Annotated in this window: 16 protein-coding genes; 10 read left to right on the top strand and 6 right to left on the bottom strand. The window is 60.1% G+C overall.

From position 1 onward, the window contains the following. The first annotated feature begins 4 nt into the window (after positions 1 to 4). The 5 genes from ACIQUF_RS21510 to ACIQUF_RS21490 all read left to right on the top strand — a co-directional run bounded on the left by ACIQUF_RS21510 (position 5) and on the right by ACIQUF_RS21490 (position 3,016). Complete coding sequence (locus ACIQUF_RS21510) at positions 5 to 976, top strand: RnfABCDGE type electron transport complex subunit D (protein WP_403135191.1); 972 nt, start codon at positions 5 to 7, stop codon at positions 974 to 976. Next, positions 973 to 1,575 (top strand): RnfABCDGE type electron transport complex subunit G, encoded by a 603-nt coding sequence (locus tag ACIQUF_RS21505; protein WP_403135190.1) that lies wholly within the window; start codon positions 973 to 975, stop codon positions 1,573 to 1,575. The genes ACIQUF_RS21510 and ACIQUF_RS21505 overlap by 4 nt, the downstream gene beginning before the upstream one ends. Then, positions 1,568 to 2,092, top strand: a complete 525-nt coding sequence (locus tag ACIQUF_RS21500) for an Rnf-Nqr domain containing protein (protein ID WP_403135187.1) — start codon at positions 1,568 to 1,570, stop codon at positions 2,090 to 2,092. The genes ACIQUF_RS21505 and ACIQUF_RS21500 overlap by 8 nt, the downstream gene beginning before the upstream one ends. Before the next feature lie 4 nt (positions 2,093 to 2,096). After that, positions 2,097 to 2,735 (top strand): endonuclease III, encoded by a 639-nt coding sequence (gene nth / locus ACIQUF_RS21495; protein ID WP_403135184.1) that lies wholly within the window; start codon positions 2,097 to 2,099, stop codon positions 2,733 to 2,735. Positions 2,736 to 2,839: 104 nt separating this feature from the next. Further along, the gene (locus ACIQUF_RS21490; RefSeq protein WP_403135181.1) at positions 2,840 to 3,016 is read left to right on the top strand and encodes a PA3496 family putative envelope integrity protein; all 177 of its coding nucleotides are present in this window, start codon (positions 2,840 to 2,842) and stop codon (positions 3,014 to 3,016) included. Between the two features lie 45 nt (positions 3,017 to 3,061). Here the strand turns inward: ACIQUF_RS21490 and ACIQUF_RS21485 are convergent, their stop codons facing one another. Continuing rightward, the gene (locus ACIQUF_RS21485) at positions 3,062 to 3,688 is read right to left on the bottom strand and encodes a response regulator (RefSeq protein ID WP_403135179.1); all 627 of its coding nucleotides are present in this window, start codon (positions 3,686 to 3,688) and stop codon (positions 3,062 to 3,064) included. Positions 3,689 to 3,958: 270 nt separating this feature from the next. Here ACIQUF_RS21485 and ACIQUF_RS21480 point away from each other — a divergent pair, with 270 nt between their 5' ends. Then, a complete protein-coding gene (locus ACIQUF_RS21480; protein WP_403135177.1) occupies positions 3,959 to 4,438 on the top strand; it encodes a hypothetical protein in 480 nt (159 codons plus the stop codon). A gap of 64 nt (positions 4,439 to 4,502) precedes the next feature. Here the strand turns inward: ACIQUF_RS21480 and ACIQUF_RS21475 are convergent, their stop codons facing one another. Both ACIQUF_RS21475 and ACIQUF_RS21470 read right to left on the bottom strand, forming a co-directional pair. Then, positions 4,503 to 5,720, bottom strand: coding sequence for an argininosuccinate synthase (locus ACIQUF_RS21475; protein ID WP_403135175.1), 1,218 nt, complete (start codon positions 5,718 to 5,720; stop codon positions 4,503 to 4,505). Between the two features lie 127 nt (positions 5,721 to 5,847). Next, positions 5,848 to 6,816: an OmpA family protein gene (locus tag ACIQUF_RS21470; protein WP_403135172.1), complete on the bottom strand. Its 969-nt coding sequence runs from the start codon at positions 6,814 to 6,816 to the stop codon at positions 5,848 to 5,850. A 130-nt stretch (positions 6,817 to 6,946) separates the two neighbouring features. Here ACIQUF_RS21470 and pyrC point away from each other — a divergent pair, with 130 nt between their 5' ends. Continuing rightward, positions 6,947 to 7,993, top strand: a complete 1,047-nt coding sequence (pyrC, locus tag ACIQUF_RS21465; RefSeq protein ID WP_403135170.1) for a dihydroorotase — start codon at positions 6,947 to 6,949, stop codon at positions 7,991 to 7,993. Positions 7,994 to 8,052: 59 nt separating this feature from the next. Further along, positions 8,053 to 8,664, top strand: coding sequence for a ribonuclease T (gene rnt, locus ACIQUF_RS21460; RefSeq protein WP_400800600.1), 612 nt, complete (start codon positions 8,053 to 8,055; stop codon positions 8,662 to 8,664). A gap of 57 nt (positions 8,665 to 8,721) precedes the next feature. Here the strand turns inward: rnt and ACIQUF_RS21455 are convergent, their stop codons facing one another. After that, entirely contained in the window at positions 8,722 to 9,324 is a 603-nt protein-coding gene (locus ACIQUF_RS21455) for a peroxiredoxin (protein ID WP_008099573.1), read from the bottom strand. A 213-nt stretch (positions 9,325 to 9,537) separates the two neighbouring features. Between ACIQUF_RS21455 and ACIQUF_RS21450 the strand changes: the two genes are divergently transcribed. Beyond that, entirely contained in the window at positions 9,538 to 9,759 is a 222-nt protein-coding gene (locus tag ACIQUF_RS21450) for a bacterioferritin-associated ferredoxin (RefSeq protein WP_403135167.1), read from the top strand. Positions 9,760 to 9,960: 201 nt separating this feature from the next. Continuing rightward, positions 9,961 to 10,434 (top strand): bacterioferritin, encoded by a 474-nt coding sequence (gene bfr / locus ACIQUF_RS21445; RefSeq protein WP_401079966.1) that lies wholly within the window; start codon positions 9,961 to 9,963, stop codon positions 10,432 to 10,434. 57 nt (positions 10,435 to 10,491) lie between these two features. Here bfr and grxD read toward each other — a convergent pair whose 3' ends face one another. After that, complete coding sequence (gene grxD / locus ACIQUF_RS21440) at positions 10,492 to 10,827, bottom strand: Grx4 family monothiol glutaredoxin (RefSeq protein ID WP_400800434.1); 336 nt, start codon at positions 10,825 to 10,827, stop codon at positions 10,492 to 10,494. 91 nt (positions 10,828 to 10,918) lie between these two features. Continuing rightward, a complete protein-coding gene (locus tag ACIQUF_RS21435) occupies positions 10,919 to 13,027 on the bottom strand; it encodes a molybdopterin oxidoreductase family protein (protein ID WP_403135164.1) in 2,109 nt (702 codons plus the stop codon). Positions 13,028 to 13,187 lie beyond the last annotated feature (160 nt).

Raw genomic sequence — 13,187 nt, 5'->3', positions numbered from 1 at the left:
ACTCATGACCACCGCTGACGCGCGCCTGCGCAATGCCATGGGCCTGGTGCTGCTGGCTTGCCTTCCGGGGCTGCTCGCATCGTTCTGGCTGCTGGGTTGGGGGCTGCTGGTGAGCCTGGTGCTGTGCACGATCACTGCCATTGGCTGCGAAGCAGCGGCGCTGGCGTTGCGCGGTCAACCTGTCGCCACGACACTGAGCGACGGCAGCGCGCTGGTGACCGCCGTGCTGCTGACGCTCGCCCTGCCCACCGAGGCGCCCTGGTGGCTGCCGGTGATTGCCGCAGCCATCGCCATTGGTTTGGGCAAGCAAGCCTTCGGCGGCGTCGGCCGCAACCTGTTCAATCCGGCGATGGTCGGCTACACCTTCGTGCTGCTGAGTTTTCCATTGCAGATGAACCACTGGCCAGCGCACCCATCAGGCCTCAGCGACAACCTGCATCTGGTCTTTGCCGGTGCTGGGCAAATCGACGCATGGGCCGGGCCCACGGTGCTCGATGGCCTTCGCCACAACCGTAGCCTGACCATGGATGAGCTATTCGCCAGCCATCCGGCCTTCGGCAGTTTCGGTGGCCGCAGCAGCGAATGGGTCAACCTGGCGCTCCTTCTCGGCGGGCTGTTTCTGTTGCAGCGCAAGGTCTACAGCTGGCATGCGCCGGTGGGCTTGCTAACGACACTGTCGCTGTTCAGCCTACTGGCCTGGAACGGTTCCGGCTCTGACTCCAATGGCTCGCCACTGCTGCACCTGTTTTCTGGCTCGACCATGTTGGCAGCCTTTTTCATCGCCACCGAACCGGTATCCGGCCCCAAGGCTGGCCTGGCCAAGCTGCTGTTCGGGGCTGGCACTGGCGCGTTGATCTACCTGATCCGCACATGGGGGAGTTACCCCGATGGCACCGCATTCGCCATCTTGCTGATGAACCTGGCCGTGCCGGCCCTCGATCGCATGGCCGCACGCTACGCGCAGGTCACCCCATGAAGTTCCCCCTGCGCAGTCTGGTCCTGTTGTTTATCGTGGCTGGTATCGCGTTGGCGGCCACGCTGGCCTGGCGGCAATGGACACGCACCGCCATCGCTGAAGCCGAGCAACAATTGCACGCGCAGCAGTTTCTGTCGGTGCTTCCTGCCCAGAGCTACGACAACCAGCCGCTGGACACTCCCCTGCGACTGCCTGCCGGTCAACCACCTCATAGCCGGATAATCGCCGCCTATCGCGCCAGTCGCGGCAGCACTGTAACGGCGGTTGTACTGGTGAGTCAGGTACAGGGCTATGCCGCCCCCATCCGCCTGACCATTGCCATCAGCGCCGATGGTCGGCTAATCGGCACACAGGTGATCGAACAACAGGAAAGCCCAGGGCTGGGAGGCCGGATCAGCGACCCTCAGGTAAACTGGCTGACGCAGTTCGCCAATCGTCGGCTTGATGACAGATGGGCACTGAAACGCGATCAAGGTGATTTCGACCAACTGGCCGGTGCGACGGTCACGTCACGTGCGGTAATCCAGGCACAGCAGGATGCGCTGCGTTACTTCGATCAGTACCGTGCGCTCCTGCTCGGAACCTCTGCCCATGAATAGATTCTGCCTGCTGCTGGCGGGCTTGGCGCCGCTGCTCGGCGCTACCCGGACTTTGGCTCAAGCCACCGTCGTCGGCATCAGCATGCTGGTATTGACCGTGCTTCACCAGGCACTGCTGCACCCTGTGCGCAGCCGATTGAGCGGGGCAATGTATGGGTTGGCGAGCCTGCTGCTGCTTGCGGCCCTGTCCAGCTGCCTGCTACTCGCGCTACGCGCTTGGGCATTGCCGCTTGCCCTCGCCCTCGGCTCTTTCCCGGCTCTGATCTGCCTGCAATGCCTGGCAACTGATCGGTTGTTGCCGGATAGCGGCCGCTGGCGCCAGTTGTGGCAGCACGTCGCTGGGTTGCTCGTCCTGTGCCTGCTGCTCGGCGCCAGTCGTCAATGGCTTGCGGATGGCCTGGGCGTGTATGTGGCCAAGCTCGCTCCAGGAGCGCTGCTGATGCTTGGTGTGTTACTTGCCTTGTACAATTGGCTACGTCCGGGCCCTGCCCCCTCACGTCGTCAAGGAAAGCGTTGACCCCATGAATGCCGCCAAACGCCTGGAGATCTTTCGCAGGCTGCACGAAGACAATCCTGACCCAAAGACCGAACTGGCCTACACCACGCCCTTCGAATTGCTGGTTGCTGTGACCCTTTCCGCGCAATCCACCGATGTCGGCGTCAACAAGGCCACCGCTCGCCTGTTTCCGGTCGCCAATACCCCGCAAGCCATCTACGCACTCGGGGTCGAAGGGTTGAGCCAATACATCAAGACCATCGGGCTATACAACAGTAAGGCCAAGAATGTCATCGAAGCCTGCCGCTTGCTGGTCGAACAGCATGGCGGCGAAGTACCACAGACCCGTGAAGCCCTCGAAGCACTGCCGGGTGTGGGTCGCAAAACCGCCAACGTCGTACTCAATACCGCCTTCCGGCAACCGACCATGGCAGTGGACACTCACATCTTCAGGGTGAGTAACCGCACCGGTATCGCGCCCGGCAAGACAGTCCTGGAGGTAGAAAAGAAGCTGCTGAAATTCGTCCCCAAGGACTACCTGCTCGATGCCCATCACTGGCTGATCCTGCATGGCCGCTATGTCTGCCAGGCGCGCAAGCCACGCTGCGGCAGTTGCCGCATCGAAGACCTGTGCGAGTACAAACAGAAGACCTCGGACGATTGATCCGATAGTGATTACCCACTCTTCTCGATTGAAAAAATCTTTTTTACCAATGTTCGCTTTCTGGTTATAAGGACGGCCAATGGCCCTTTGGCTTGGAGCGACTCATGAGTACCGATAAAGACGAACTGTCGATCGAAGATGACTTTGCCACCAATGACGACGATGCGGAGCCTCAGGTGGAAACCGCGAAAACCAACCTGAGCAAACGTCGCACCATTGACAATCTTCTTGAAGAGCGACGTCTGCAGCGCCAACTTAACGACTTCGATTACGACTTGTAGCCCTGTCAGAAAGCCTTCCCAGTGGAGGCTTTCAGCATCAGGGTTTCAGGCCAGGCCGTGCCGCTGAGCCAGCTCGATCAGATCGACCAGCGAGTGCGCGTTGAGTTTGAGCAACAGGCGAGTCTTGTAGGTACTGACCGTCTTGTTGCTCAGGAACATGCTGTCGGCAATTTCCTTGTTGGACCTGCCGCGCGCCAACTGCTGCAACACCATCATTTCCCGTGCCGACAGACGATCGACCATCTCTGTCTCACTGGCCCCCCCTACCCGACCACGTGACTTGTGCAAGGCTTGATTGGGGAAATAGCTGTAGCCGGACAAGACGGCCTTGATCGCGCTCAGCAGTTCGGTGAGCTCCTGTTGCTTGCACACATAACCTGATGCTCCCGCCTGCATGCACCGCATCGAAAAATGCCCGGGCGCCTGTGAGGTCAGCACCAGCACCCGGCTACCGGGACTGGCCGACGCCATGCGGGCGATCACTTCCAGCCCGTCGAGCTTGGGAATGCCAATGTCCAGCACCACGATATCCGGGAGGTGGTCACGGGTAAGCTGCAAAGCCTCGACGCCGTTATCGGTTTCTGCAACCACATCGTAGCCATGCCGCTCCATCAGCATGCGCACTGCCAAGCGTATGACCGGGTGGTCATCCACGATAAGGACTTTATTCATGCGATATCCATTCATTATTTTGCTTTGACGACGCGACACAATAACCGAGCAGGGCGGTCAATGGCGTATCGTTTTCCTCCGCAAACAGCATAATAGATGGACCTTACATCGCTTTCGGAATTTTCCTACACGATATCCGTTACGGCAATCCACTTTGTTTCAATGATTGCAGCCAATAGCAGGATAAGTTTCATCCCCCGGAAACAACACACAATTCAGTAGCCGTTGAGGGTGGGCTATTGATAGCGGAAACCGCAGGAGGCAGCCATCATGAGCAAACACCAAGCTGTAGCGCCACTGACCATCATCGCCATATTCGCCGGCATCATTGAATCTTCCGCGCTCGCGACACTTCCTTTTCTCAGCGACGATAGTCAAAGTTTTTACACTTGGTTCCTGGTGGGTTTTCCATTCTTTCTGACAGCGCTGTTTTTCCTGACCCTGAACTTTAATAACCGGGCTTTCTACCGTCCCGACAAAAACACCCTAAAAGATAACTTTGAACATTCCCTGAGAGACACTGCTCCTTTGCCTGAGTACGACACCGGCCGAGATCATGCTGACAAACCGGTAACCCTGGTGCTTTCCGGGCCTGAAGCAAAGTTACTCATTAAACAGCATGTACTCAAAGTCGTTACGCAAACACCTATTAAAGGAGGCACCTGGATTTATTGCAATCTGGATGAACAGCAGAGTTTCCGCCTGTCTATAAGAGCGTTGCCGCATAACGCCGCAGCGCTCATGGAGTAAGCAGTGCAGGCTGGCGAAAAAAAACCCGGCCTGAGCCGGGTCTTTTTATTATGCGCCTCGAGGCTTAAAGCAACCCGCGGCCTTTGTTGGCCGCAATGCGCATGCGCAGTGCATTGAGCTTGATGAAACCAGCGGCGTCAGCCTGGTTGTAGGCGCCGCCATCTTCCTCGAAGGTCGCGATGTTGGCATCGAACAGCGAATCGTCCGACTTGCGGCCGACCACAGTGACATTGCCCTTGTACAGCTTCAGGCGCACGACACCGTTCACGTTGACCTGCGAAGCGTCGATCATCTTCTGCAGCATCAGACGCTCCGGGCTCCACCAGTAGCCGGTGTAGATCAGGCTGGCGTACTTCGGCATCAGCTCGTCTTTCAGGTGAGCGACTTCGCGGTCCAGGGTGATCGACTCGATGGCGCGGTGAGCCTTGAGCATGATGGTGCCGCCCGGCGTCTCGTAGCAACCACGCGACTTCATGCCGACGTAACGGTTCTCGACGATGTCCAGGCGGCCGATACCGTTGGCACCGCCAATGCGGTTCAGGTCGGCGAGGACAGTGGCCGGGCTCTTCTCTACGCCGTCGATGGCGACGATGTCACCGTTGCGGTAGGTCAGCTCGAGGTAGGTAGCCTGGTCCGGGGCATTCTCCGGCGAGACGCTCCAACGCCACATGTCTTCTTCGTGCTCGGTCCAGGTATCTTCCAGGACACCACCTTCGTAGGAGATGTGCAGCAGGTTGGCGTCCATCGAGTACGGCGACTTCTTCTTGCCGTGACGCTCGATCGGGATGCCGTGCTTCTCGGCGTAGTCCATCAGCTTCTCGCGGGACAGCAGGTCCCACTCACGCCATGGGGCGATGACCTTGACGCCTGGCTTGAGTGCGTAGGCACCCAGTTCGAAACGCACCTGGTCGTTGCCTTTGCCGGTGGCACCATGGGAAATGGCGTCGGCACCGGTTTCGTTGGCGATTTCGATGAGGCGCTTGGCGATCAGCGGACGGGCGATGGAAGTACCCAGCAGGTACTCGCCTTCGTAGACGGTGTTGGCGCGGAACATCGGGAAGACGAAATCACGCACGAATTCTTCGCGCAGGTCGTCGATGTAGATCTCTTTGACGCCCATTGCCTGGGCTTTGGCGCGAGCCGGCTCGACTTCTTCGCCCTGACCCAGGTCAGCGGTGAAAGTCACCACTTCGCAGTCGTAGGTATCTTGCAGCCACTTGAGAATCACCGAAGTATCAAGGCCGCCGGAATACGCCAGTACGACCTTTTTTACGTCCGCCATGCCATCACTCCACGGGGTTGTACGGAAAGGGATCGATTCTACCGGCGTTGCGGAAGAATTTACAGTGGGGCGACAGCTTCTGACGACAAAGCGACAGGAACAGTCGACAGCGCGACGCCCTGTCGCATCAGGGCGATTTTGTGGCAGGAGCAGCCGACGCTGCCGGAGCGGGTGCGCCAGCCGGGGCCGCAGCGGGCGCTGGGGCTGGCTGCTGAATGGGCTGAGCTGCAGGCTTCTCAATCGGTGTAACGCGATCCAGTTCGATGTTCACCCGCCGATTCCGCGCCCGGTTCGCCGCGCTATTGTTTTTCACCAGCGGATAACGCTCACCATGGAAGCGCACAGTAATCTGTTCTTCCGGCACACCATGAGCCTTGAAGTAATCCGCGACGGCCAACGCCCGACGCCGCGAAGTATCACGGTTGGTCAGACGATTACCGCTGTTGTCGGAATGGCCATTGAGTTCGATGTGATTAACGGTCGGATCCGCCTTGAGGTAGTCAACAATCACATCCAGCCGCGCCCGCGCCGATGCATCAAGGTCAATACCGCCGCCCGGGAAGCCGACCTGGGTCTGGCGCACCTGGTCGTAATTCATCGCCAGCATCTTGCCGGCACAGGCCTGGTAATCGCTGTACGCCTTGGCAAAACTCACCGGCAACACGCGCACCTCCATCGGCCGCCCCGCCTCGCCGGTGTAGCTGCGCACCACCGTGCTGCGGCCATCGAGCAGGCCGTTGATCAGGCGGCTGGCCTGGCCCTGGGAAGAACTGAACAGCACGCCGGTACGGGCCAGACGCACGGCCCCCAGGTTGATATCACCGCGCCCCGGTTGCCATGGGGCAGCAGCGGCCAACAGCGTGGCGGAGCCTGCGCCCAGCACGTTGCTGGACGAACGCAACTGGAAAACTGGCTGCTCACCTGCCCGTCGCACGAACTCACCGCTGCCGAAACCGTCGATCGGCTGGATCAAGCGACATTCGAACTGGTCACCCTCGACTTTCCAGGCGATGTTCTCCATGCGGGTCTGGAAGGTCAATGCACCGGCCGGCAGGCTGGCGAACAGGGTCAACAGGGCTAGGTAACGCTGGCGCACGGGCGGCTCCACTAATTCTGACGGCTTACAGGCAGGCTATCGGTCGCATGCCGGAAAACTTGATAGCCGTGCTCGGCACGGGGTTTTCCGGTAGCATTGGGGCCTGAGTTCGACCCGCCTGGAATCCCCAATGTCCGATCGCCTGACCCTCCTGCGTCCCGACGACTGGCACATCCATCTGCGCGATGGTGCCGTCCTGCCCCATACCGTTGGCGATGTGGCGCGTACCTTCGCCCGTGCCATCATCATGCCCAACCTGGTTCCGCCGGTACGCAATGCCGACGAAGCCGCCGCCTACCGCGAGCGTATCCTTGCCGCCCGCCCGGCCGGCAGCCGCTTCGAGCCGCTGATGGTGCTGTATCTGACCGACCGCACCAGCCCCGAGGACATCCGCGCGGCCAAGGCCAGCGGCATCGTGTACGCCGCCAAGCTGTACCCGGCCGGCGCCACCACCAACTCCGATTCCGGCGTAACCAGCATCGACAACATCTTCCCGGCCATCGAGGCTCTGGCGGAAGTCGGCCTGCCGCTGCTGGTGCACGGTGAAGTGACCCGTGCCGAGATCGACGTGTTCGACCGCGAAAAGCGCTTCATCGACGAACACATGCGCCGCCTGGTCGAACGCTTCCCGACGCTGAAAGTGGTGTTCGAGCACATCACCACCGCCGATGCCGCGCAGTTCGTCAGCGAGGCCCCGGCCAACGTCGGTGCGACCATCACTGCCCAGCACCTGCTGTACAACCGCAACCACATGCTGGTCGGCGGCATTCGCCCGCACTTCTATTGCCTGCCGATCCTCAAGCGCAACACCCACCAGGTGGCGCTGCTGGACGCCGCCACCAGCGGCAATCCGAAGTTCTTCCTGGGCACCGACTCGGCACCGCATGCCCAGCACGCCAAGGAAGCGGCCTGCGGTTGCGCGGGCTGCTACACCGCCTACGCGGCCATCGAGATGTACGCCGAGGCCTTCGAGCAGCGCAACGCGCTGGACAAACTGGAAGGTTTCGCCAGCCTGCACGGCCCGGCCTTCTATGGCCTGCCGGCGAATACCGACCGCATTACCCTGGTCCGCGAAGAGTGGACCGCTCCGGCCAGCCTGCCATTCGGCGAGCAGACCGTGATCCCGCTGCGCGCCGGTGAAAAACTGCGCTGGCGCCTGCTGGAGGACAACGCGTGAGCGAAGACCTCTACGAAGACGATCAGGACGGCCAGGCCGGCAGCGGCTCACGCCACCCGATGGCCGAGCGCTTCCGGGGCTACCTGCCGGTGGTGGTGGATGTCGAGACCGGTGGCTTTAACAGCGCCACCGATGCCTTGCTGGAAATCGCCGCCGTAACCATCGGCATGGACGAAAAGGGCTTCCTGTTCCCGGAACACACCTACTTCTACCGTGTCGAGCCGTTCGAGGGCGCCAACATCGAGGCAGCCGCGCTGGAATTCACCGGTATCAAGCTGGACCACCCGCTGCGCATGGCGGTGAGCGAGGAAAGCGCGCTGACCGACATCTTCCGTGGCGTGCGCAAGGCACTCAAGGCCAATGGCTGCAAACGGGCGATCCTGGTCGGCCACAACAGCAGCTTCGACCTCGGCTTCCTCAACGCTGCCGTGGCGCGCAACGACCTCAAGCGCAACCCCTTCCATCCGTTCTCCAGCTTCGACACCGCCACCCTGGCGGGCTTGGCCTATGGCCAGACCGTGCTGGCGCGGGCCTGCCAGAGCGCCGACATCGATTTCGATGGCCGTGAGGCGCATTCGGCGCGTTACGACACCGAAAAGACCGCCGAGCTGTTCTGCGGCATCGTCAACCGCTGGAAAGAAATGGGCGGCTGGCGCGACTTCAACGACTGAGTTGCGCTGCCATAAAAAAACCGGCCACGAAGGCCGGTTTTTTTATGCGCTTGGCAATTACAGCTTGCCAGCGTTCTCGCTCAGGTAAGCGGCAACGCCTTCTGGCGAAGCGTTCATGCCTTTGTCGCCTTTTTTCCAGTTGGCTGGGCAGACTTCGCCGTGCTCTTCGTGGAATTGCAGGGCATCGACCAGACGCAGCAGCTCGTCCATGTTACGGCCCAGTGGCAGGTCGTTGATGATCTGCGAACGGACAACACCGTTGGTGTCGATCAGGAAGGCACCACGGAAGGCCACGCCGCCTTCGGACTCGACGTCGTAGGCCTTGCAGATTTCGTGGGTCATGTCGGCCGCCAGGGTGTACTTGACCTGGCCGATACCGCCGTTGTTGACCGGGGTGTTACGCCAGGCGTTGTGGGTGAAGTGCGAGTCGATCGACACGCCGATCACTTCAACGTTGCGCGCCTGGAAGTCAGGGATGCGGTTGTCCAGGGCGATCAGCTCGGACGGGCAGACGAAGGTGAAGTCCAGCGGGTAGAAGAACACCAGGCCGTACTTGCCCTTGATGGCCGAGGCCAGGTTGAAGCTGTCGACGATTTCGCCGTTGCCCAGCACAGCCGGTACGGTGAAGTCGGGGGCTTGTTTGCCAACGAGTACGCTCATTGTAATCTCCTGATGAGGGTGAAAAACCGTTTGCCGGGCAAGGCGGGCCTGCCCGACGTCCAACAAAGGCCGACCATCATACACGGCTTGCGATGACAGTCCGAATCCAACCGCCGGTCACTCAAGCGCGCACCTTTCAACAAAGTGTTTTGACAAGCATTCTCATTACCATTACTCTCCAACCATCGACTCAACCAGCGATGGTCCGACTTTATGTATGTGTGTCTTTGTGTCGGCGTAACCGACGGACAGATCCGCGATGCGATCTATGAAGGATGCTGCAGCTACAAGGAAGTTCGAGCCGCGACCAATGTCGCCAGCCAGTGTGGTAAATGTGCGTGCCTGGCCAAGGAAGTGGTCCGCGAGACCCTCACCAAGCTTCAGGTGAGCCAGCAAGCCGCCCTGTCCTATCCGGTAGAATTTACTGCCGCTTGATAGTGCCCAATTTCAAGAACCGGACCGTGTGTCCGGTTTTTTTATGCCTAAAATTCAATAAGTTAGCGCGCCAACGCGGTTCACAAACATTCTTATTCCTATTAATTTTCACTTATTATTCAAGAACTTAGGTTTGACACGCCTAAGTATCGGGCTCAAACTTCTCTGTATTGGCACACTTCTACAGGGCAGGAACCCGCAATGAAAGGCGACGTAAGCGTCATCCAGCATCTCAACAAGATCCTCGGAAACGAGCTGGTCGCGATCAACCAGTACTTCCTGCACGCCCGCATGTATGAAGATTGGGGTCTGAACAAGCTCGGCAAGCACGAGTACAAAGAATCCATCGACGAGATGAAGCACGCTGACAAGCTGATCAAGCGTATTCTCTTCCTCGAAGGTATCCCCAACGTTCAGGACCTGGGCAAGCTGCTGATCGGCGAGCACACCAAGGAAATGCTCGAGTGCGACCTGAAGCTCGAACAGAAAGGCCTGGTCGACCTCAAAGCCGCCATCGCCCATTGTGAAACCGTTGGCGACTTCGGCTCGCGTGAAATGCTCGAAGACATCCTCGAATCCGAGGAAGAGCACATTGACTGGTTGGAAACCCAACTGAGCCTGATCGACAAGATCAGCATCGAGAACTACCTGCAGTCGCAGATGGGCGAAGAGTAATTTTCCGCCCCATAAAAAAACCCGCCATGAGCGGGTTTTTTTATGTCTGCCTGGTGATCAGGCTTCGGAAGCTTTGGCGTTGGCGGCCGCTTCCTTGATGAGGGTCTGCAACTCACCCTTTTCGAACATTTCCAGCATGATGTCGCTACCGCCGACCAGCTCACCGGCCACCCACAGCTGTGGGAAGGTCGGCCAGTTGGCGTACTTGGGCAGGTTGGCGCGGATTTCCGGGTTCTGCAGGATGTCGACGTAGGCGAACTTTTCGCCGCAACCCATCACAGCTTGCGATGCCTTGGCCGAGAACCCGCACTGCGGGGCATTCGGCGAGCCTTTCATGTAAAGCAGAATGGTGTTGTTGGCAATCTGCTCTTTGATCGTTTCGATGATATCCATGTAGCACCTCGGCTGAACTTTCCGACACGGTCGTCGGCACGGTGACGCATTGTATCGGAAAGCCGAGCAACGTGCTCGGCCTTGCCATGCCTCAGGCGGCGTCCACTTGTACGGGCACGCCATTGAGTGCTGCGTTACCCGAAACAGCATCACGCAGCTGCTCGTCTGTCAGGTCGTTGGCACTGACGCCAAGTTGTGCCTGGGCGATCTGCAGGTGCACGCCCTGGCGGCCATGACCGAAGCCATGGGGCAGGCTGACTACCCCTGGCATCATGTCCTCGCAGGCCTGCACCTCCACTTCGAGGGAACCGGTGCGCGAACGAATGCGTACCCGCTGACCATCTTGCAAGTGCCGCTGGAGCAAGTCCTGAGGGTGCATCAGCAACTGATGACGCGGCTTGCCTTTCACCAGCCGATGGAAGTTGTGCATCCAGGAATTGTTGCTGCGCACATGCCGTCGGCCGATCAGTAGCAGATCGCCCGGTGCTGGCGGGGCCTGCTGCGCAAGCCGAAGCAAGTCATCCAGTACGGCTTGCGGCGCCACCTCGACTGCCTTGCTGGCAGTGGCCAGGCGAGCCCCCAGATTGGCGCGCAAAGGGCCGAGGTCAAGGCCATGGGGATACTCATCCAGCGCGCCGAGCGAGAGTTTCCAGTCACTCTCGTCGCCATACCGGCCTTTACGCAACGCCAGGTCGATCATCTTCGCTGGCGCCAAGGTGGGCTTGAGCTCCAGCCCGGCACGCTGGGCAAACGCCTGCGCCAGGCCGACGAAGATTTCCCAGTCGTGCAGGGCGCCAGTCGGCTTGGCCAGGATCGCCCGGTTGAAACGGGTGACATTGCGTACCGCCAACAGGTTGAACGTACTGTCGTAATGATCGTTTTCCAGCGCTGACGTAGACGGTAGGATCAGATCGGCGTGGCGGGTCGTTTCGTTGATGTACAGGTCGATGCTGAGCATGAACTCCAGCCCTTGCAGGGCCAAGTCCAGCTGCCGGCCATTGGGCGTCGACAACACCGGGTTACCGGCGACGGTCACCAGTGCCCGCACCTGCCCTTCGCCCGGGGTCAGCATCTCCTCGGCCAGGGCGGCCACCGGCAACTCGCCCGCGTACTCGGGCAAGCCGGATACGCGGCTCTGCCAGGCATTGAAGTGGCCCCCTGAAGTGCTCGCCACGAGGTCGACCGCGGGTTCGGTACACAGTGCCCCGCCTTCTCGATCGAGGTTGCCTGTCACCAGGTTGATCACTTGCACCAGCCAGTGGCACAGCGTGCCGAAGGCTTGGGTCGACACACCCATGCGGCCATAGCAAACGGCCTTGTCGGCTGCGGCGAAGTCACGCGCCAGCTGGCGGATAGCGCCCGCTTCGATTCCGCATAGCGCGCTCATCGAGTCGGCAGTGAAAGGCGCGATTGCCTCGCGCACCTGCTCCATTCCCTCGACCGGCAGATGCGAGCCACGCGCCAGGCCCTCGTCAAACAAGGTGTTGAGCAGCCCGCACAGCAGCGCCGCATCGCCACCGGGTCGAATGAACAGGTGACAGTCAGCTATCGCCGCCGTTTCACTGCGCCTTGGGTCCACCACAACCAATTTCCCGCCCCGGGCCTTAAGGGCTTTCAAACGTTTTTCCACATCCGGTACGGTCATGATGCTGCCATTGGATGCCAGCGGGTTACCGCCGAGGATCAGCATGAAATCGGTGTGGTCGATGTCCGGGATCGGCAACAACAGGCCGTGGCCATACATCAGAAAGCTGGTCAGGTGCTGGGGCAACTGGTCCACCGACGTGGCGGAAAAGCGGTTACGCGTCTTCAGCAGGCCGAGGAAGTAGTTACTGTGGGTCATCAACCCATAGTTGTGCACGCTGGGGTTGCCCTGGTAGACGGCCACGGCATTGCGTCCATGGGCCTGCTGGATCGACCAGAGCTTGTCGGCAGCCAGGGCGAATGCGTCTTCCCAGCTGATGGCGTGCCACTGCGTGCCGATTCTCCGGTGTGGTTGGCGCAGGCGGTCCGGGTCGTCCTGGATGTCCTGCAGCGCCACCGCTTTGGGGCAGATGTGGCCACGACTGAAAGGGTCCTGAGGGTCGCCCTTGATCGATCTGATGCGCGCCCGCCCATCGTCTTCGTGGCTGATTTCGATGTTCAACCCACAGATTGCTTCGCACAGATGACAGGCACGGTGATGCAGGGTCTTGGTCATGGCCGCCTCTGCCTTATGTTGTTGTCGAATGCCGACTATGCGCGCTGCCCCTGGCCCCTGCCAGCGCGCTTCGCCGCGTGAATCCCCCGACATCAGGCGCACGATTCGCGACAGCCATTTGCCAAATGGCCAGAGAGCCGTGTACAACCCCTGTAGCAAA

The sequence above is a fragment of the Pseudomonas sp. NPDC090233 genome, assembly GCF_044772285.1.
In the GTDB taxonomy this organism is placed as follows: Bacteria; Pseudomonadota; Gammaproteobacteria; order Pseudomonadales; family Pseudomonadaceae; genus Aquipseudomonas.
Note: the sequence above shows the minus strand (reverse complement) of the source record. Positions and strands in the feature narration are given on the sequence as shown.

Bases quoted from the DNA above. Each gene is read 5' to 3' on its own strand.
- ACIQUF_RS21510 (WP_403135191.1), top strand. From the start codon at position 5: ATGACCACCGCTGACGCGCGCCTGCGCAATGCCATGGGCCTGGTGCTG.
- ACIQUF_RS21505 (WP_403135190.1), top strand. From the start codon at position 973: ATGAAGTTCCCCCTGCGCAGTCTGGTCCTGTTGTTTATCGTGGCTGGT.
- ACIQUF_RS21500 (WP_403135187.1), top strand. From the start codon at position 1,568: ATGAATAGATTCTGCCTGCTGCTGGCGGGCTTGGCGCCGCTGCTCGGC.
- nth (WP_403135184.1), top strand. From the start codon at position 2,097: ATGAATGCCGCCAAACGCCTGGAGATCTTTCGCAGGCTGCACGAAGAC.
- ACIQUF_RS21490 (WP_403135181.1), top strand. From the start codon at position 2,840: ATGAGTACCGATAAAGACGAACTGTCGATCGAAGATGACTTTGCCACC.
- ACIQUF_RS21485 (WP_403135179.1), bottom strand. From the start codon at position 3,688: ATGAATAAAGTCCTTATCGTGGATGACCACCCGGTCATACGCTTGGCA.
- ACIQUF_RS21480 (WP_403135177.1), top strand. From the start codon at position 3,959: ATGAGCAAACACCAAGCTGTAGCGCCACTGACCATCATCGCCATATTC.
- ACIQUF_RS21475 (WP_403135175.1), bottom strand. From the start codon at position 5,720: ATGGCGGACGTAAAAAAGGTCGTACTGGCGTATTCCGGCGGCCTTGAT.
- pyrC (WP_403135170.1), top strand. From the start codon at position 6,947: ATGTCCGATCGCCTGACCCTCCTGCGTCCCGACGACTGGCACATCCAT.
- rnt (WP_400800600.1), top strand. From the start codon at position 8,053: ATGGCCGAGCGCTTCCGGGGCTACCTGCCGGTGGTGGTGGATGTCGAG.
- ACIQUF_RS21455 (WP_008099573.1), bottom strand. From the start codon at position 9,324: ATGAGCGTACTCGTTGGCAAACAAGCCCCCGACTTCACCGTACCGGCT.
- ACIQUF_RS21450 (WP_403135167.1), top strand. From the start codon at position 9,538: ATGTATGTGTGTCTTTGTGTCGGCGTAACCGACGGACAGATCCGCGAT.
- bfr (WP_401079966.1), top strand. From the start codon at position 9,961: ATGAAAGGCGACGTAAGCGTCATCCAGCATCTCAACAAGATCCTCGGA.
- grxD (WP_400800434.1), bottom strand. From the start codon at position 10,827: ATGGATATCATCGAAACGATCAAAGAGCAGATTGCCAACAACACCATT.
- ACIQUF_RS21435 (WP_403135164.1), bottom strand. From the start codon at position 13,027: ATGACCAAGACCCTGCATCACCGTGCCTGTCATCTGTGCGAAGCAATC.